The sequence below is a fragment of the Skermania sp. ID1734 genome (assembly GCF_007489285.1).
In the GTDB taxonomy this organism is placed as follows: Bacteria; Actinomycetota; Actinomycetes; order Mycobacteriales; family Mycobacteriaceae; genus ID1734.
Genome location: NZ_VLIY01000021.1, coordinates 33,134 through 52,276, shown reverse-complemented (window position 1 = coordinate 52,276; position 19,143 = coordinate 33,134). Strand labels below are relative to the sequence as shown.

Genomic DNA, 19,143 nt, shown 5'->3' with positions numbered 1-19,143 from the left:
TAAGCCGCGATGGGAAACATCCCGCCGGTCGAAGAGGCGGTTGCCCGCCTCGTCACCGACCTGACGTTCGACACCATTCCGTCCGACGCTCTTGTCGGCGCCCGACGACTGATGCAAGACCAACTCGCCCTTCAGGTCGGCAGCGCCGCGCTGCCGTGGAGTCAGGCGGTCCTGCAGCTGACCCGGACCGCGCACGCGCCGGGACGATCGCATGTCGCAGCGAGCGGCGAGGAGATGAGCGCCGCCGACGCCGCGTTCGTCAATGCCACCTACGGGCACGGCTTCGAGTACGACGATGCCCACCGGTCCAGTTCCTCCCACCCGGGCAGCTGCGTCGTCTCCGCCGCGCTTGCCGTCGGCGAGGAACTCGGTACCAGCATGCGCGAGGTCATCACCGGGATTGTCGCCGGATACGAGGTGTACACCCGCATTGGCAAGCTCGCGGCCCCGGAACTGCTCGAGCGTGGCTTCCACCCGCACGGATTATTGTCGAACTTCGGCGCCGCCGCCGTGGTGGCCAAGATGCGGGGCTTCGACCTCTCCACGACAGTCCACGCCCTCGCCATCGCATTGAGTCACGCCTCCGGCACCACCGAGTACACCTCCTCGGGAGGCTCGATCAAGCGGGTGCACGCGGGCATCGGAACTCGCAACGGAATTCGGGCCGCGGAGATGGCCGCTGCCGGGATCACCGGGCCGACAACGTTCCTCAGCGGCGGCAAAGGCTTCTATCGCACCTATGCGGGTCGACCGGTCACCGACGACCTGGCCCGTACCTTCGGTCTCGACCAGACCTTCGAGATCACCCGAGTATGGTTGAAGCCCTACTGCTGCTGCGGCATCAGCCACGCCTACATCGATGGCGCACGGCAACTTTCGGCACGGGCCGGCGAGGTTCGTTCGGTAGTGCTGGGCATCCAGACCGGCGGCAACGTCATTGTCGGCAACAAGAATGCGAATGCATATGCGCCCAGGATCATCGAGCACTTGCAGTACAGCTTGCCGTTCCAGTTCGCGCTGTCGATGCTCGGCAAGGGCAACGGCTTCTCCACCCATCACGCGTACCTGGCCGGCCACCTCGACGTCAGCGAGGGCAGTGACGTGGCTGTACTGGCGCACAAGGTGAAAATCGAGGTCAAACCGGAACTCGACGATGCCTACCCGGGCCGTTGGGTCGGGGACATCACCGTCGACTACATCGACGGCAGCTGCGACAGGGTCTTCGTCGACAACCCGATCGGCACAGCGGAAAATCCGATGTCGCAGCAGGACCTGGACGCGAAGTTCCGGGACGTGACCGTCTCCACGTTGGGCGCGGAGCGCAGCGAAACGCTGCTGTGGGCGATTCGCGGGGGCGATCTCGATCGCCCTGCTGCCGATTTTGCAGCGTTGCTGCGGGTTTAGGGCTGCAGTCCGCCGAAAGTCGTACCGGAATCCGACTCGCGGCAGATGTTGCCGCAATGTGCACTGGGCGACAGTTGTTTCGACCTACGTAGAAGGAGCGTGTGATGCGAGGCGTTGTCTTCAGCGGTAACAGCAAACTCGACATCGCCGAGTTCGATGACCCGGTACCTGGACCTGACGACGCGGTCGTCGAGATCAAGGCATCGGGCATGTGCGGTAGCGATCTGCGGTTTTACCGGGCATCGGCCGCTGACGCGCTGGCCGTGTACGGCCTGCAGGGCGACAGCGCCGGCATCATCGCCGGGCACGAGCCGTGCGGGGTCGTGGCCGCGCTGGGCAGCAATGTTGCCAACGGTCCGTATCGCATCGGGGATCGAGTGATGGTCTACCACTACGACGGCTGCGGCTTCTGCGACCCGTGCCGCACCGGATGGATGCAATCATGTGAGAAGGGCGCGCGGATCTTCGGCGCGACCGCACACGGCGGCCACGCAGATTACCTGAAGGTGCCGGCCCGCACTCTGGTACCACTACCCGACGAGCTGAGTTTTGCTGCAGGGGCGGCGATTTCGTGTGGAACCGGGACAGCGTTCGGGGCGCTGGTCCGATTGGAACTCAACGCGCGCGACACTATCGCGGTTTTCGGGCTGGGGCCGGTCGGGCAATCCGCTGTGCAACTGGCCGCGGCGATGGGCGCTGAAGTGATCGCGGTGGACATCGAGCCGGAACGGGTCGCGCGAGCAACAGAGTTCGGTGCCGCGTCGGTGATCGACTCCACCGCAACGGATCCGATCGAGGCCGTGCGGGAACTGACAGGCGGGAAGGGTGTGTCCCGGGCACTCGATTGCTCGGGCGCACCCTCGGCCCGCTCAGCTACGGTTCGGTCGAGCGCGCTGTGGGGCCGGGTCGGTTTCGTCGGCGAAGGCCGCGACGTGACACTGAACGTCAGCCCGGAGGTCATCCGCAAGCAGCTGACAATCCTCGGCTCGTACACGTTCTCCATTGTGGGACAGACTGATTGTGCTCGTTTCATCGCGCGCCACGGTGTCGAGGTCGACAAGATCTTCACCGATCACTGGAAATTGGATGACGCGGAGGCGGCATACCGGGAGTTCGACAAGCAGATCGGCGGCAAGGCCGTCATTGAGTTCTAGCTCCTTCTGGCGGCCACTTATCCCGGGAACCCAACCGGTTATATCCGCAACCTCTCGACTGGCTGACCAGTGATTTCAGCGATGAGATCAAAAGCTTTATCCACGTGCAGCACCGTTAAGCCCGAGGCTTCGGCCACCGCGGCGACGAGTAGGTCGGGAATCGACGGAGCACGATGGTGCCCCCTTTGGGCAAGCAGCCCTTGGATTTCAACGGCACGAGCTTCCATGCGGGGAGTGAGATTCTCGACAGGCATCGAGGCAACGGGCGGCAAGGCAATGCTCGCGTGCCAGTCGGTGGCGGAGCGGGCCGAATAGCCCACCTCGAGCAGCGTTATAACGGTGATTCGCACCAGTCCGCGGCTAGTACGGGCCGCCCACATTTCACCGTCCGGTGACCGCCCAAACCGAGCTAGCGCTGATTTGTCTACGACCCATCCGTCCGTCACGACCACGCCCGCCGCATCACGGCATCGTCGGTCAGGTCGCCGGTGAGGTCGGTGAACCGTCGGAAATCAGCGACGGTGACAGGGTTTGCACTACGGCGAGCGAGCCGTTCGACCTCACGCCGGAGATACTCGTTCCGACTCAATCCCGCCCGCGCGGCGTCTGCGTCGATGCGACGTAGAACATCGTCTGGTACGTCTCGGATCAGAATGTCTGTCACCGGTTTCGCCTCCTGATATCCGATGATATCAAGAGGCCCGATTGTCCTTCCCTCGCGCAGCGCCGAGGCTACGTCCGCGTCTTTGCGTCGCGAAGCCAGTAGGCCACCGCTTCGGCACGGTTTGCGGCGCCCAGTTTGCGCAAGATATGGGTGATGTGCGTCTTGACGGTGCCTTCGGATATCGACAGCTTGCGCGCTATCAGCCGATTGGACTCGCCCGCCGCGAGTAGTTCGATGACCTCGACTTCGCGGGTGGACAGCAGCGGGTGCTGGAGCGGTTGCGGTGCAACAGGTTGGCGCGCAGTGATATTGATTGCGGAGCCGATGTTGTCGATGCCCGCGCGCAAGTTGGCGAGGCCCTCGACCACAGTCACCCGGGCCAGCGTGTGGCTGAGTCCCTCGGCGAAGAGGTTCAGCACCGCGCGATCGGTGGCATCGACTTCTCTGTGTGGTCGATAGCAGTCGCCGTGTACGAGGCCGACGACGTTTCCGCGGATGGTCAGCGGGGCGACGCCGTATGAGGTCGAACCGCTGAGTTTGGTCAGATCCCGGTTGACCCGTGGGTTGTGCTGGACGTCGTACACGAGACCAGGTCGCGCCTTGGTCACGATGTCGCTTTCGACGAGGGTGCCGTCCAGTTTGCGCGGGTTTTCCCGACCGGCCGCCTCCATCTCCCGGGCCAACACCGGATCACCCGTGATGTACATGGTGTGCAAGTTCCAGGTTGAGTCTTTGATGGTGGACAGCAGCGCGCGGTCAAACCCGAGAGTGCATGCAGCTTCTGCTGCACTCGTGAGCAGGTCGTCGACGGTGGCAGTTTCTTGGAGTCGAGCGAGAGCACGGCGGACCCTCCGAAGCATCATGACGCCCTCATCGACGCGTGCGTTGTCGATGGCAGCTTCGGCCTCGCGGATGCGCGCCAGTAGCACCGTCAGATCCGCAAGGCGGTCGGGGACCGCGCGGTTGTCCACGCCCTGCAACAACTCCGCGACGGTGGCATCCCACAGGTGGCGCAGCATCTGTTTGGCCGGGATGGCGCGGGTTAGGTCGCGGACCGGAAGTGTGCGCCCGAGAATGGACGTGGCGTCCGCCGTCAAGTCGCGGATGCGCCTGCCGAGGTCGTCGTCGAGTGCCACATCGCGGTGACTCGAATCGGTCGTTCCGGTTGCCACAATCGCTCCAGGGACGCTGATTTAGTACATCATATACTATTCGCTATCAGCAATTTTCGCAACCTTCTCGTACCGCCGCCGCCAAGTCGTCCGAAAGTCGTACACCGAATCCGACCTATGGCCGATTACACCGGCCGCCGGGTGGTCGACAGTTGTTAGTGACGTCACATGACTCGCCATTCAGCGTGCGCAACGAAGGGAAGCGACATGGTCTGGCAGGGCAATTACACAAGGCTGTTCATCGACGGTCGGTGGGAGAAGCCAGCATCCGATGACAAGATCCGCGTGATCTCGCCGTTCACCGAACAGATCGTGGCAGAGGTGCCGGCGGCGACAAAGGCTGACGTCGATCGGGCGGTTGCGGCGGCCCGGAACGCATTCGATAACGGACCGTGGCCCCAACTGTCGCTGACGGAACGGATCGACGTGCTCAACCGAGTCAGCGCAAAGTTGGGCGAGCAACAGGAACTGTTGGCCCGCATCGTCTCCGACGAAATGGGCTGTCCGATCTCATTGTCCCGCACCATGCAGTCCGCGGGCGCGAAAGCCTTGCTGGACAGCTTCATCGACCTCGCCCCGCAGGTCGAATGGAGCACCATTCGACGGTCCAGCACGGGAACCGGTCTGGTGACAAGGGAACCGGTCGGCGTCGTGGCCGCGGTCGTACCGTGGAACGCACCGATGCTCGTGACCATGCTCAAGCTTGCGCCCGCTCTTCTCAGCGGCTGCACGGCGATCCTCAAGACCTCGCCTGAGGCTCCGCTCGATTCCTATCTGTTCGCCGAAATGCTGGAATCGGCTGGACTGCCACCGGGCGTGCTGAGCGTGCTACCCGCCGATCGGGAGGTCAGCGAATACCTGGTCACCCATCGTGATGTCGACAAGGTTTCGTTCACCGGTTCCACTGCGGCCGGGCGCCGCGTCGCGGCGCTGTGCGGGCAGGACCTACGCCGGGTGACGCTCGAGCTCGGCGGCAAATCCGCGGCGGTGATTCTCGAGGATGCGGATTTGGATCTGGCCGTCGCGCAGATTCGAAAGTTGTCTTTGCGCAACACCGGCCAAGCCTGCAGTAACAAGACGCGGGTCGTGGTTGCCCGCTCGCGAGAGGCCGAATTGCTCGACCGCCTGACCGCGATGGTCGAGTCCATGCCGGTTGGTGACCCTGCGGACGATGCCACGGAGGTCGGACCCCTCGTTGCTGCCCGCCAGCGCGACATGGTGGAGCGCTACATCGAGATCGGCCGCGGTGAGGGCGCCAAGGTGGTGATCGGTGGTGGTCGTCCGGCCGGGCTGGACCGGGGATGGTTTGTCGAGCCGACGATCTTCAGCGAGGTGCAACCGAATATGCGAATTGCTCAGGAAGAGATCTTCGGACCGGTCCTTTCGGTGCTGAGCTTCGGCGACGATGACGAGGCCGTGGCGATCGCCAACAACTCGGAGTTCGGACTCAACGGGTCGGTGTTCACTGCGGATGACGAACGCGCCCTTGCCGTAGCGCGGCGCATTCGCACCGGAACTGTGGAGCTGAACGGCCATGTCGTCGGATTCCATTCTCCAATTGGCGGTTTCAAGGCAAGCGGTATCGGTCGCGAGGCCGGTATCGAGGGCTTCGAGGCGTACGTGGAGTTGAAGTCCTATGGCTTGCCGCCGGCACTGGCGAATTCGTTAGGGTGACCGGTAGGAGCCGAAAATGAAGACTCGCGGTGCAGTGTTGCGCACGTCGCCGGGTCGGTACGAGGTGGTCGAACTCGACCTCGACGACCCGCGGCAAGGTGAAATTCGCGTCAAGATGGTGGCTGCGGGTCTGTGTCACTCCGACGACCACTTCGCGACCGGGGACCAAACCCCGGCGATTCTGCCGATCGCCGGCGGTCACGAGGGTGCCGGCGTCGTGGAAGCGGTCGGGCCGGCCACCGCAGGCTTTGCCGAGGGCGACCACGTGGTGTTCTCGTTCCTGCCCGTGTGCGGACGGTGCACCTGGTGTGCGCGCGGACTGCAGAATCTGTGTGATCTCGGCGCATTTCTCGCTACTGGTTGCCGTTTCGACGATCCTGGATCGTTCCGGTTGTCCTTGGCGGGCAAACCCGTCGGGCAGCTTGCAGCGCTGGGAACGTTCTGCGAACGCATCGTGGTGTCCACCGCGTCGGCCATCAAGATCGATCCGTCGATCCCCCTGGACGTCGCCTGTTTGACCGGTTGCGGCGTCGGCACGGGCTGGGGTGCCGCGGTGAACTCGGCTCAGGTTCGGCCTGGGCAGGTAGTCATTGTCATGGGTATCGGCGGTATCGGCATCAACGCGGTGCAGGGCGCGGCACACGCCGGCGCGGACGCGGTGATCGCGGTGGATCCCGTGGAATTCAAACGCGATTCAGCCTTGAAGCTCGGCGCGACGCATGCCCTCGCAACGATCGAGGAGGCCACCGAGGTTGCGCGGTCGATGACCAACGGTCAGGGCGCGGATTCCTCGATCGTGACTGTGGGAATACTGACCGGGCATGACGTCGGCCGGGGGTTGGGGGCTGTTCGCAAGGCGGGCACGTGTGTCGCCGTCGGCATCGGCGACACGTTCGTCAAGGACGGCGATATCAACCTGCACGAATTGACGCTGTACCAGAAGCGCTTACAGGGTTCACTGTTCGGCGCAAGTTCGCCCACTGCCGACATACCGGCGCAGCTCGAGATGTACCAACGGGGGTCATTGAAACTCGATGAACTGATCACCACCCGCTACCGACTCGAGGATGTCAACAAGGGCTTCGAGGACATGAAGGCCGGTAAGAACCTGCGCGGCGTTATCATCTACGACTCCTGAAAGGGAATACATGCCAACAATCATCGAACAGCTCGCCGAGTTTGCGGTGGACGTCGAGACCGCGTCTCTGCCTGCGGAGGTGATCGAAGAATCGAAGCGAATTCTGTTGGACTCGCTCGGGTGCGCCGTCGCCTCGTTGGGTGATCGGGGCGCGGAGATCGCCGTGCGGTATGGACGGGTTCTCGGCGGAGACAACGGCCACGCTTCCATCATCGGAACCAAAGAGTGCACATCGGAACTCGGTGCGGCGTTCGCCAATGCAGAACTGATCAATGCGCTCGATCAGGACCCTGTCTTGCCGCCCGGCCACGTCACGCCCTACGTCCTGCCCGGTGCGCTGGCTGCGGCCGAGGTGGGCGGCCGCAGCGGTGCGCGCCTGCTCACCGCGATCGCGGTAGCGCACGAAATCTCGTATCGAATCGGCAAAGCCACTGATTACCTCCGCGACATGAAAGACGGCGTCGTCACGATACCGCCGGTAATCGGTTACAGCAGCACCATTTTCGGGGCAACCGCGGCGATCGGGTTGGTGAACTCGTTCTCGCGTGAAACGGTGAGCGATGCGCTCGGAATCGCTGGTTGCACCGCGCCGGTGAACTACCAACGGGCTTGGATGATGCATGCGCCGTCCACCACTATCAAGTACCAGCTTGCTGGCGGGCAGGCGCTGGTGGCAATGACCGCAGCGCATCTGGCGGAGTTCGGCCATCGCGGCGACCGCCAGATCCTCGACGACCGCGAGTTCGGCTTTCCGCGATTCATCGGCACAGGCCGGTGGGTGCCGGAGCCGATCACCGCGAACCTGGGCACCGAATGGACATTCACGCCGTTCCAGTCCTTCAAGCCCTACCCGCACTGCCGCGTGCTGCATGCTCTGCTCGACGCACTGACCGACATAGTCGAAGACAACGACATCAAGCCCGACGAGATCGACTCCATCAGGGCCTGGGGTGAAAGCTTCGTGCTGCAACCGGTGTGGCTCAACGAGACGGTCGAAGACCCGCGCGACGCACAGTTCAGCATGGCCCACGGGCTCGCCGTCGGCGCGCATCGGCGCCCGCCCGGCAGGCAGTGGCAAGACCCCGAGTTCGTATCGAGCCCGTCGGTCATGAACCTGATGAAGAAGGTGACCTATCAGCCCCACCCCGATTACGCTGCGGCACTGACGTCGAACCCGGCAGCGCGACAGTCGCGGATCGAAGTGGTGGCTCGCGGAACGACTTTCGCGGGGGAGCGGCACTACCCCAAGGGCAGCCCGTCACCGGACCCATCGAGCTACATGACCAACGACGAACTGACTGCAAAGTTCCGGCGCAACGTCGACGGCGTGCTCCACGACGCGGATGCCGACGCCGTGGTAGAAGCAGTATTTGCGCTCGAGGACGTCGAGGATGTCAGGTCGATCATGGACCGGCTTCGGCCGTGAGCTAACCGACGGCGAGACCGAGCAAATGGCCGCTTACCTAATCCGTATCGCGGCCATCTGTTCGGTCTCGTCGAAGTCTTGCACGTTCAATGCACCGCGGCGAACATAAGTTTCGTCTCGTCGGCTTCCACCGGGTCGAACTCGGCGGCGATGGTTCCGTGTTTGGCCACCAGTATTCTGTCCGCCAGTGCGCGGATTTCCGGCATGTAAGAAGAAATCACCACCACCGCGACCCCGTCGTCGGCAAGCGCTCGAATCATCGCGTGGATCTCGGGAATGGTGCCCAGGTCAACCCCGCGCGTCGGCTCATCGATAATCGCGACGAGCGGCTTGCGGGTAAGTCCCTTGGCCAACACCACTTTCTGCTGGTTGCCGCCGCTGAGTTCCTCCAACGTTGCCCGATTCGGTTCCAGTGTGCGCACCTGGAAGCGCTCGACGAAGCGCTGCGCCACCGACTTTCGCTCGCCGGGCCGAATAAGCATCGGCAGGCGAGGACTGCCGCACAGGTGCCCGAGGTAGATGTTGTCGGCGATCGACAGGTGCCCGAAGAACCCCGACGCCTTGCGATCCTCGGTGATGTACACGATGCCGGCTCGGCGCGCATGCCGGGGCGTGCGGAACCGCACCTCTCGCCCGTTCAGTCGGATTTTGCCGCCACGCAGTCTGCGCCGCTTCATGATTCCGCTGATGATCATTGCCGCTTCGCTTCGGCCGGCGCCGACGAGTCCGTAGATGCCGACGATCTCGCCGGGGTACGCCGAGAACGACATGTTGCGGACGACAGGTAGCAGTGTCACGTCCTCGACCTGCAGCACGGGGGTGGGATCAGGTTCGCGGTTGGGCGTGACCCGACCCATTTCGACGTTTCGACCAACCATCATCTGCACCACTGTCTCGCGGTCGAACTCCGGCTTGGCCAGTGTGCCTTGCACCTCGCCGTCGCGCAGCACGGTGATGCGGTCGGCCTCGTCGAAGGCTTCATCGAGCATGTGCGTGATAAAGATGACGCCGATACCCTTGCGCTTGAGCCGGCGCATCGACAGGAACAGTTGCAGCCGTTCCTCGGGCGTGACCGAGGCGGTCGGTTCGTCGAGGATGACCACCTTCGCATCCCGGTGTACCGCACGGGCAATCTCGACCATCTGCTTCTGTCCGATACCGAGCGCGCCCGCGGTCGCCTCCGGTCGAATGTGAAAATTGTGCGACTCCAGTAATTCCCGGGCCACCACATTGAGGTGGGCCAGATTGTTGAAGACCTTCTCCTGGCCGAGAAACAGGTTCTGCGCCACGGTCATCGATTCGACGAGCGAGCCTTCCTGGTAGACCATCGCGATGCCCGCGTCTGCCGAATCCTTGGGCGTGGCGAATCTCTGCACCCTACCGTCGATCGTGAGTGTTCCGTTGTCATGCGCGATGGCTCCAGAGACGATTTTGACTAGCGTTGACTTGCCCGCGCCGTTTTCACCAAGCAGCGCGTGAATTTCGCCGGGGCGCACATCGAAGTTCACCTCACGCAGCGCGTAGGTGCCGCCGTAGCGTTTGCTGATTCCAGCGAGTTCGATAACCGGTTGGACGTCCTGCACATCCTGCTCAGTCATGGTCGTCACTGCCCTTCCCGTCCTGCAGCGCGAGCAGATTGCCGAAGCCCTGCGCTGCCACTATCAATTTGCCATTGTGCGCGGCAACGCCCGTGACGCCGTGGCGATCGCCGTCGACGCGGGAGTGCACGCTGGTGGTGATGCGACCGTTGTGATCAAGCCGAAATGCCAAGCCGTACGACCGGGCCGGTGCCCATGGCTTGACGACGCCGAGCACCCGAAGCTGTCCCATCTGCATGGTGTCGGTGTACGGATTGACGCAGCGCAATCTCGGTACGAACCACTCGTCGCGCGCAATGGTTTCGGTCATATCGGCGCACAGTTCCGGTTCGTCGAGGAGCAACTCGGTAAACCGGTTGCGCACGTAGGGTGCCGCCACCCACCAGCCGTCGTCGTCGGCCGCCAGCCTGCCCGGATACGCCGGCAGGTTCGCCACCATGGCACCCGCCGACTTGCCGAGAGCGGCCAGCGAACGTCGTTCGATGCGGTGCGCGAGACTGAGCGAAAGCAAAACCTCGGTGTCCGAACACATTTCGATGCTAGACGGCCAGGCCAACGCATCGGCGACGACGCTTACCTGCGACCCGTCGACGCGGACGATTCGTCCTGACCTGTCGTCGGCGACCAGCGCGCATGCCCACTCGTCGCGGCCATGCCGGTGGGAACCCACGGTCACCAGCAGCGCTCCGTCCGGCGCGCGGGTCATGTCTGTCACGCACGAGGACACGAGCGGGTCGTCACACACCGGATTGGTGGCACCCGACGCGCCCACGGAAACGATTCCGACCCCTTCGACCGCAGCGAGAACGCCAGCGCCGTTGGCCAGTAGTGGGCCGACCAGTCCACGCAGCGACGCGAGCTCGCGCACCCGGCTGTCGACGACCTCGAAGACCGACTTGCCACTGGAGAACACCAGCGCCCCGGAGTCGGTCAAGGCTACGTCTTCGGGCTCGTATTCGCCGGCGGGAAGCAGCAGTTCCGCCGCGTCCAGGCGCGAGTTGGGCCGCATGCCCGCCTCCATCGGCGGGACGGTCCGGTGCCGACCCAGCGACGGGATCAGGAACTCCTTGACGGCGGTCAGCGTGCGATTCATCGATCCACCTCCGCAAGTGCTCGCGCTGGTCGTCGCGTGCCGGGGACCTGAGCCGGGTCGATCGGGCCGATTTCGCTCGGATCCAGCTTCAACCGGCCGATGCGATTGTTGCTGACCCCGCACAGGTAAAGGTGGCCGGCGCTTTCTTTGACGGCGGTAACCATGGGGTAGTTCGCCAGCGTTTCGTCCCACAGCACCTTCAACACCTCGCCGCGGTCGTTGAACTTGATCACGCAGGAGACATTCAGCTGCGGAACCAACCAATTGTCCAGCGACACTTCGCGAGTCATCCGACGGCGGACCGCCGGATACTTGCCGAGCAGATCGGACATCTGAGTTCGCATGGCGCACAGCGGCAACCAGTAGTTACCGTCCGAGGACCTGTTGATGTTGTCCGGGTAGCCGGGCAGGTTCTCGAGCACCGGCTCGAGCTGCCCCTTCTTGGGCCCATCGATCCACAGCCGGTCCACCCGGCACAGGCCGGTACTGGCAATCAGAATCGACTTACCGTCGTGGGCGGTGCAAATACCGTTCGGGAAGGTGTAATTGGACACGACCACCTCGGTACTGCCGTCCGGATCGATCCGGATGACCCGGCCGTTCGACCGGAACTCGACGAGTTCGATCAGGTAGTCCGCCGTGTTGTTGCGGGTGGAGAAGTCCGAGGCATAGATCGAGCCATCGGGAGCAACGTCGAGGTCGTCGATCGCGCGGAGGCCGGAGTCGTCGAGCAACGAAAACGGGCTTCGGCGAACCTTGTTGGCGATGAGCTCCGCTTCGCCATCGGCGTCGATGCGATAAACGCCCATGCCGCCGACGGCCACAACGAGCTTGCCCTCGCTGTCCCACACGTGACCGCACGGGAAGCCCCCTGTGCGGGAGAAGATCTCGCCTTCTGCGTGGCCGGGGCGGAACCGCCACACCCAGCCGCGCTGGTCACCGCAGTACACGTTGCCCTCGGCATCGACCGCGCAGTCCTCGGCACCGCGTATCTGGCCGAGCCCCACCGGCGGCGCATCGGTCAAGTCCCGATTCAGCGCCCACACGCTGCCGGGGGCGGCGACGTCGAGCAGCGGCCCGAGTTGCACCCGCGCCGGATCGATCTTGAGTTTCTCGACGGCGCGCTGACGATACTTGCCCCACTTCAGATCAAGGAGAGTGAAGACCAGTAGCGCCGCAGCCAGGATCACGGTGTAGTAGGACCCCTGCACGCCGAGGGCGACGGTGGCCTGCTGAATCACCGCGACCACGAGGACCCCGACAGTCGCTCGGATCACCGATCCGCGCCCACCCTTGAGGCTGACCCCACCGAGCACGACGGCGGTGAGGACGATGATTTCCCAGCCCTGCCCCACGTTCGGGTCGGTGCGGCCGAGCCTTGCTGCAGTGAGCAATCCAGCCGTGCCCGACAGCGCTCCAGAAATGACGTAAATCCAGAAGGTAACTGCGCTGACCGGAATTCCGTTGCGCCGGGCCGAGCGCCGGTCCGACCCGACCGCCGTGATCCACCAGCCCCATCGCGACCGCGTGAGCGCCAGATGCGCCACGATGAGCACCACCAGGAAGATGAACCACTCGGTCGGGATGCCAGCGATCTGGCCCATGCTGAGGAAGTCCCAGACGATGTCCGGGCGAGACAGACCGATCTGAGCGCTGTAAACACTTTGCAGTGCCGCCGCTGCTCCACCGAACGCCACGAGCGTGACCAGCGTGGTGATGAACGGGCGCATCCGCATGCGTGCGATCAAAAAACCGTTGATGGCTCCGAAGCAGGCGCCGACGACGATCGCCGCCGGCACGACGATGGCCATCGGCCAGGCCCAGACGCGGTTGGCGACCATCACGAAGATCGAGCTCACGCCCACGATCGAACCGACCGACAGATCGATGCCACCGCCGACGAGCACCACCGTCAGACCCACGGCGAGCAGTCCGTATTCCGAGGTCTCATCGAGAATGAGGGGGGCGTTGTCGAAGCCGACCGGCGTAGTGGCCAGTACGACAACGAGCAGCGTCACCGCCAGCGCCAGCGGCACCGCACCTTCCATCCACCGCTTTTCGAACAGTTCGGAGACGGTGCGAAAGCGGGCAATGCGGTCGGTCCAGCGTCCACCGGTGAGGGCGAAGGCGTCGATACCTCGAGACAACGGACCGAGGCGCAGCCTTGGCGGCCGCAAGGGCGGCGAGCTATCACCGAGTGTGTGAGTAGTCATGATTACTGGCCCTGGTAGCAAGCGATCGTGGTGTTGTCGATGTTGTTCTTGTCGACGAGGACGTCCGAGACAAAGGCAACCGAGTGGGTGCTGCCCGGCGCGTTACCGCTCTCGAGCAGCTGCTGGGTGGTCACCGCCGCTGCCGCGCCGATACCTTGCACGTCATAGGCCACGGACGCGGTCACCGTGCCCTTGCGGAGTGCGTCGCACCATTGCCGATCGGCGTCGAATGTGTACACGCCGACGGAATTCGGCGGGATCTGGCCGGAAGATACGGCGTTCTGGACGGTTTCACCGACGGTGACCGAGTTGAGGTCGTAGGCCACCAGAAATCCGCAGACGTTGCCCTTCTGCTGCTGCAGGATCTGCTCTGCGGCCTGTTGAGCCAGCGAGTTCTGCCACTGCGAGTGGGCCACCGATACGACCTTGTAACCGGCCGGATCGAGGACGTCGTGGATGCCCTTGTCCCACTGCACCGAAGCGGGGTCGTTTCCGGGACCGTCGATGATCGCGAACTGTTTGGGGCCGCCGCGGGCGTTGCAGTCGTCCATCGCCCGTTTGGTGATCTTCTGCGCTGCGTCGACGACATCGACGCCGACGAACGCGTCACCGAGCCGTCCTGACATCATGTTCAGCACGACGGTGTAGATGCCCGCCTTTTGCGCCTGCTGGATTGCGTTGTCCAACAACCCGAGATCCTGGTTCTGCAACACCAGCACGTCGGCGGCCTTGCGGGCGATCAGGTCGTTGATGATGCTGATCATCCGGTCGCTGCTGAAGTTCGAGTCGTACACCTTGAAATCGGCGCCGAGACTGTCGAAGGAGCGTTGCATCGTCGAGCCCCAGTTCTCGGTCAGGGTGTAGCCCTTGTAGAGGATGGGAACAAACGCGACGCGCTTGCCCTTCATGATGTCGTGCACTTTTTGCTGCGCGGGCAGCAGTTCGACGTTGGGCCCGAAGGCTGCCTTGCCGTTGCCGGCCTGATCGGCGCTTGCGCCGCTGTTGACCGAGCAACCGGCGATGGCGGTCGCCGCAGCCACTGCGGTTGCGAGGGCGATGACTTTGCGTTTCATGATGTGCTCCTGGAGTTTTACGGTCGTCGAGGGTTTGAGGGAGGTGTCTACAATTCGCCGGACTTCGCTGTCTCCTCGTTGCGCGGATGCAGCCAGGCGTCGAACGCAATCGCAGCGATCAGCACCGCGCCACGGATCAAGTCCTGAACAGCGCTCGAAAGGCCGTGCAGCACAAGCAAGTTGTTCAGTACGCCGACGAACAAGGAACCGGCCAGCACACCGAGAATCGAGCCGCGGCCGCCCGAGAGTGAAACACCGCCGATTACCGCGACCGTCAACGCCGTGAAAAGAATCGGGTCGAACGACGTCACCGTGGTTTGAACGCTGCCCTGAATCGAGGCGGTGACAAAGCCGGCCAGCACCGCCAACAGTGCCGCGATGACGTAAGTGAGCACCTGCAACGGCCGGACGGGAGCGCCGCTCGAGCGTGCGGTGTCGAAGTTGTCGCCCATCGCACGGATCAGCTTGCCGGGCGACGTGTAGGAGATGAACAGCCACGCGAGGACGAAGACGACCGCGGCGATGATCACGGGACGCGGAATGCCGAAAACGGAGCCGTGGCTCAGCGCGGCAATGATCGACGAGCCCGGCACCGTGTAGACGTTCTGGTCGAGGAACAAAATGTCGATACCGCCGATCGCAAGCATCCCGGTCGCGAGCGTCGCGAACAGTGCCGGTACCTCGAAATATGCGATCAATACTCCGTTGACTACGCCAATTCCCAACGCCAGGAGCGTGAGTAGGGTGATCGCCTGCCACTCGGGCATCCCGCTGCTGATGAAGGCAAGGGTGGCTTGGGCGCAGCCGAGGCCGATACCGGCGACGGAAAGGTCGATGCCCTTGCCGAGGATGACGATTGCCTCGCCGATTGCCAGGATGCCGAATGCGGCCGAAAGACGAAGCAGGCTCGCAAAATTGCCCGATGTCAGGAAGTTCTGCGTGGTGAGCGCACCGGCGATGCAAAGCACCACTGTGATGCCGAGGACGAAGTAGGCTTGCTCGGCGCGCCCGAACCGGTCACGCAGCGACAGGCGTGGCCCCGCCGCAGGTGCGGCCGTTGCCGTTGCCGTTGTCATGTGCGCTCCTTGTCTGCTGATGAACATGTGGTGTGTGACACTGTGGCCCACGACACAGACGAGGGACATCTGTCTTCGGTCGGATTCCGATACGACATTCGGACGATGCGTCCGGCAGGAGCGCGACGATATTGTGGTGAGCGCCCAGTTGTGGGCAGCTCAAGGTGAGATCAGCACTTTGACGCCGCAAGTGGGCGCCGAGCGCATGTGCTGAAGTTGCTGCGCTGTCAGAGCGTGCAGAATGAGAGAGATTGCCACCTAGCCGTTTTCGACGTGGTTCAAGGCTGAATCTGTCGAAATCGACTAGGTGGCAAGGCGGGTCAATCGAAGACTATGGTCGCGGTATCCACCGCAGCGCCGCCACCGTCGGCAACGAGTGCATGCCCCGTGACAATAGAGGCATCCGGCGACGCCAGGAAGGCGCACACAGCAGCGATCTCCTCCGGCTCGGCGGCCCGACGCAAGGGTACGTGGCTCGTTGCCAGCGCGTACGCCTCATCGACGGTGATGTTTTCGCGTTGCGCGAGGTAACTCATTGCGCCCTCACCCAGCGGGGTGCGAACCCAGCCCGGCACCACGGCGTTGACCCGGACACCGCGCGGTCCGAAATCCCTGGCCAGCCAGCGCACAAGGCCGATCACGCCCGCCTTGGCCGCGGTGTAGCCGACCGTTCCCGGCGGTCCCGAGTGCGTCCCAGCCGACGAGGAAATCATCACGATGGAACCGCGTCGCGCTGCGAGGTGGGGGAGGGCCTCGCTCACCAGATAGAAGCCACCGTGCAGGTTCACGTCGAACGCCTTGAACCAAGCGGGATCCCCCTTGGCGCTGGCGTTTCCGGAGACCGCGGCGCCCTGCCCCGCGATGACGGTATCCAGCCCGCCGAATTCGGTGACGGCCTGAGCGACCACATCGCGCACGGCCTCTCGCTGGGTGCCGTCGGCGGGCAATGCCAGCCCACCGATCTCATCCGCGAGTTCCTTGAGCCGTTCGGCGTTGATGTCGGTGACTGCGACCTTTGCTCCGTCGGCGGCAAAGCGGCGAGCGGTCGCCGAACCCACACCGCCGGCCGCGCCGCTGATCAGCACGAACTCAGGCTTGTGTCCACGATCGAGCGTACTCATGCTGGTGACTTCTCTCCTGTCGATCGAGCTTCGATATCGGCGTAGGTATGGCGCAGTTGGTATTTGAGAACTTTGCCGGAGGCGTTCATGGGCAGTTCGTCCACGAATACGAAATACTTGGGCACCTTGTACCCGGCGAGTTGCTCACGACAAAACGCGCGCAGCTCAGCGGGGTCGGGTGTGGGTCCGGGTTCGGCCACCACAACGGCGCAGCCCACCTCGGTGAAGCGGGTGTCGGGGACGCCGACGACCGCCGTCGCCTGCACCGCTGGGTGCGCCGAAAGCACCTTCTCTATCTCTGCGGGGTAGATGTTCTCCCCGCCGCTGCGAATCATGTCCTTGGCGCGGCCGGACAAGTGCAAGAAGCCATCGGCGTTCACATAGCCCAGATCGCCTGTGCGGCACCAGCCGTCATAAAACGTGGCAGCGTTGGCCTCAGGTCTGTTCCAATATCCGGCGCACACGCCGGCGTTTCGGACCTCGATCTCGCCGACTTCATCGACATCGGCGAGAGTGTCGTCCTCTCGGATGACGCGTGCCTCGCCCAGGGGCAACGGACGGCCGATGGACTTGGGTTGGGTCAAAAAGTCGTCGTCTTCGAGCGTGGTGGCGATGGCACCGCCCTCGGTCAGGCCGAACACCTGACAGAGCTTGATGTGGGGTAGCCGGCGCTTGACCTCCTGGGCTGTCGACGGCATCAGCATGTCACCGCCGAGGATGAACCGGCGCAATGACTTTGGCAATATGTGCTCGAGGTCGTCGCGATGGAGTAGGTCGGTGAGGATGAACGGGAACAGCAGACAGTCGGTGACCTGTTCGGCCTGCAGGACCTCGAGGAACCGGTCGGTAGAGAAGCCGCCCGATTGCAGGTATACGGCACGGCCTTGCATGAGCAAGGCCGGCAGGAATACCGCCTCGAATCCGCCGGCGTGATAGATCGGTCCGGGTACCAGCGCGACGGTGTCTTTGCCGAACTGCCAGCGCAGGGCCTGCATGGCGGCAATATTGACGGTATTGGCGTGCGACCAGATCGCGCCCTTGGGCAGACCGGTCGTGCCCGAGGTATAGATCAGACACAGTGGGTCGGACGGCGCCACCACCGGTAACTCCGCCCGGGTCAACGCATCCTTGCCCTTCAGCTCCTCGAAAGCCTGCGCCCAGTCAGGAATCGGATCGTCGGAATCGGCGACCACCACAACGCTTGCGACGCCCGACTTTTCCCGCACGGGCGCAACTCGATCGAGCAGGCTGCTGTGCACAATCACCACCGATGCACCGGAATCGGAGAGGATGAATTCCACTTCCGCCGCCGTCAGCCGGAAGTTCAGGCGGACCACGATCACGCCGAGACGCGCGGCCGCCATGAGCAGTGCCGGGTATTCAGCGTCGTTGTACAGCAGTAGACCGAGGCGATCGCCTTTGTTCAGACCCAGGTCTCGTAGCGCTCGCGCGTAGCGGCGGGTGCCTTCCTCGAGTTCGCCGTAAGTGGTGCGTACGGTGCCATCGAAACTGAGCGCGATCCGGTCGGGCTCAGTCAGCGGAACCTGGCTCGACACGGCGTCCACGACCCAGTTGAGGTTCATTTCTGCAGTGCCCCCGCTGCTAACCAGAACGGGCTCACCGGCCGCAGGAACATCGCGGGAAAGCTCTGATTCATGAAGTCGGGCAGCACCATCTCGCCCGAGATGAGTTGCTGCTTGACATGCTCACGAAGCGGTCCCGGATCGCCGGCGATCTCGTACACCGCCAGATGCTCGCACTCGGGCACCACGACCCCGGGAAGTGGCTTAACCGGCGACATCCCGAACCGTTGCGCCCGAACCAGACCGGGCGCGGACAAGACATCCGGAATGTGTTCTTCGTCGTACCACTTCTCGAAAGTCGCACGGTCGGCCGGCGGACGGCTGAAGACCAACCAGAGATGCCGGTCATCGAGATTCTCCAGCTCTTTGGCCGCGTCGCCATACTGCGGAGGGCTCAGCGGCTCCAGGAACAGCGCCTTGAACGGCTGAACCATAAAGTCCGGCAACACCATTTCACCGGACATGAGCATCTCCTTGACCTCCTCGCGGAAGGCCGCTGGGCTGCCCTCGAGCTCGTACATGGCCAGGTGGCCGTAGTCGATCGGCTCAGTTCCGTTGAGCGGCTTGGTGTCTGCTACGACGAAGCGTTGCGCCCCCACCATCCCGGTAGCGTCGGTTACCTGCGGGATGTGCTCTTCGTCGTACCACTTGTCGAATACGGCACGTTCCCCGGTGAATGTGGAGAAGGCGAAGAAGAGGTTGCGGTCTTTGAATTCGGGAATCACGGAGGATGGTCCTTTCAGTTTGGCGAAGC

The 19,143-nt window shown here is 63.6% G+C and carries 16 protein-coding genes; 5 read left to right on the top strand and 11 right to left on the bottom strand.

Going from position 1 to position 19,143, the window contains the following annotated elements; genetic code table 11:
• Positions 1-9: 9 nt before the first annotated feature.
• Together FOS14_RS21505 and FOS14_RS21500 are read left to right on the top strand one after the other, a co-directional pair.
• Positions 10-1,404, top strand: a complete 1,395-nt coding sequence (locus tag FOS14_RS21505) for an MmgE/PrpD family protein (RefSeq protein WP_143772908.1) — start codon at positions 10-12, stop codon at positions 1,402-1,404.
• 104 nt (positions 1,405-1,508) lie between these two features.
• Positions 1,509-2,558, top strand: a complete 1,050-nt coding sequence (locus FOS14_RS21500; RefSeq protein ID WP_143772907.1) for a zinc-binding dehydrogenase — start codon at positions 1,509-1,511, stop codon at positions 2,556-2,558.
• A 38-nt stretch (positions 2,559-2,596) separates the two neighbouring features.
• Here FOS14_RS21500 and FOS14_RS21495 read toward each other — a convergent pair whose 3' ends face one another.
• From FOS14_RS21495 to FOS14_RS21485, 3 genes are all read right to left on the bottom strand, one after another.
• On the bottom strand, positions 2,597-3,010 hold the full coding sequence (locus FOS14_RS21495) for a PIN domain nuclease (RefSeq protein WP_185981882.1): 414 nt from the start codon (positions 3,008-3,010) through the stop codon (positions 2,597-2,599).
• Positions 3,001-3,222, bottom strand: a complete 222-nt coding sequence (locus tag FOS14_RS21490; RefSeq protein ID WP_143772906.1) for an antitoxin — start codon at positions 3,220-3,222, stop codon at positions 3,001-3,003. The genes FOS14_RS21495 and FOS14_RS21490 overlap by 10 nt, the downstream gene beginning before the upstream one ends.
• 68 nt (positions 3,223-3,290) lie before the next feature.
• The gene (locus FOS14_RS21485) at positions 3,291-4,394 is read right to left on the bottom strand and encodes a response regulator transcription factor (RefSeq protein ID WP_143772905.1); all 1,104 of its coding nucleotides are present in this window, start codon (positions 4,392-4,394) and stop codon (positions 3,291-3,293) included.
• A gap of 168 nt (positions 4,395-4,562) precedes the next feature.
• Between FOS14_RS21485 and FOS14_RS21480 the strand changes: the two genes are divergently transcribed.
• Genes FOS14_RS21480 through FOS14_RS21470 form a run of 3 tightly spaced genes read left to right on the top strand, consistent with a single transcriptional unit; the run spans position 4,563 to position 8,632 of the window.
• Complete coding sequence (locus FOS14_RS21480) at positions 4,563-6,068, top strand: aldehyde dehydrogenase (protein ID WP_255450511.1); 1,506 nt, start codon at positions 4,563-4,565, stop codon at positions 6,066-6,068.
• A 16-nt stretch (positions 6,069-6,084) separates the two neighbouring features.
• The gene (locus FOS14_RS21475; protein WP_143772904.1) at positions 6,085-7,206 is read left to right on the top strand and encodes an NDMA-dependent alcohol dehydrogenase; all 1,122 of its coding nucleotides are present in this window, start codon (positions 6,085-6,087) and stop codon (positions 7,204-7,206) included.
• A gap of 10 nt (positions 7,207-7,216) precedes the next feature.
• Entirely contained in the window at positions 7,217-8,632 is a 1,416-nt protein-coding gene (locus tag FOS14_RS21470) for an MmgE/PrpD family protein (RefSeq protein ID WP_143772903.1), read from the top strand.
• Between the two features lie 86 nt (positions 8,633-8,718).
• On the opposite strand, the gene FOS14_RS21465 is transcribed toward FOS14_RS21470, so the two are convergent.
• The 8 genes from FOS14_RS21465 to FOS14_RS21430 form a co-directional block, all read right to left on the bottom strand.
• Entirely contained in the window at positions 8,719-10,230 is a 1,512-nt protein-coding gene (locus FOS14_RS21465; RefSeq protein ID WP_143772929.1) for a sugar ABC transporter ATP-binding protein, read from the bottom strand.
• Positions 10,223-11,323: a hypothetical protein gene (locus FOS14_RS21460; RefSeq protein ID WP_143772902.1), complete on the bottom strand. Its 1,101-nt coding sequence runs from the start codon at positions 11,321-11,323 to the stop codon at positions 10,223-10,225. Before FOS14_RS21460 ends, FOS14_RS21465 begins: the two co-directional genes overlap by 8 nt.
• Positions 11,320-13,536 (bottom strand): SMP-30/gluconolactonase/LRE family protein, encoded by a 2,217-nt coding sequence (locus tag FOS14_RS21455; protein ID WP_143772901.1) that lies wholly within the window; start codon positions 13,534-13,536, stop codon positions 11,320-11,322. Before FOS14_RS21455 ends, FOS14_RS21460 begins: the two co-directional genes overlap by 4 nt.
• Before the next feature lie 2 nt (positions 13,537-13,538).
• Positions 13,539-14,609, bottom strand: coding sequence for a sugar ABC transporter substrate-binding protein (locus FOS14_RS21450; RefSeq protein WP_143772900.1), 1,071 nt, complete (start codon positions 14,607-14,609; stop codon positions 13,539-13,541).
• A 47-nt stretch (positions 14,610-14,656) separates the two neighbouring features.
• Positions 14,657-15,685 (bottom strand): ABC transporter permease, encoded by a 1,029-nt coding sequence (locus FOS14_RS21445; RefSeq protein ID WP_185981881.1) that lies wholly within the window; start codon positions 15,683-15,685, stop codon positions 14,657-14,659.
• A gap of 320 nt (positions 15,686-16,005) precedes the next feature.
• A complete protein-coding gene (locus tag FOS14_RS21440) occupies positions 16,006-16,806 on the bottom strand; it encodes an SDR family NAD(P)-dependent oxidoreductase (protein WP_143772898.1) in 801 nt (266 codons plus the stop codon).
• Entirely contained in the window at positions 16,803-18,389 is a 1,587-nt protein-coding gene (locus FOS14_RS21435; RefSeq protein WP_143772897.1) for a class I adenylate-forming enzyme family protein, read from the bottom strand. Before FOS14_RS21435 ends, FOS14_RS21440 begins: the two co-directional genes overlap by 4 nt.
• Positions 18,386-19,114: a hypothetical protein gene (locus tag FOS14_RS21430; RefSeq protein ID WP_143772896.1), complete on the bottom strand. Its 729-nt coding sequence runs from the start codon at positions 19,112-19,114 to the stop codon at positions 18,386-18,388. The genes FOS14_RS21435 and FOS14_RS21430 overlap by 4 nt, the downstream gene beginning before the upstream one ends.
• Positions 19,115-19,143 lie beyond the last annotated feature (29 nt).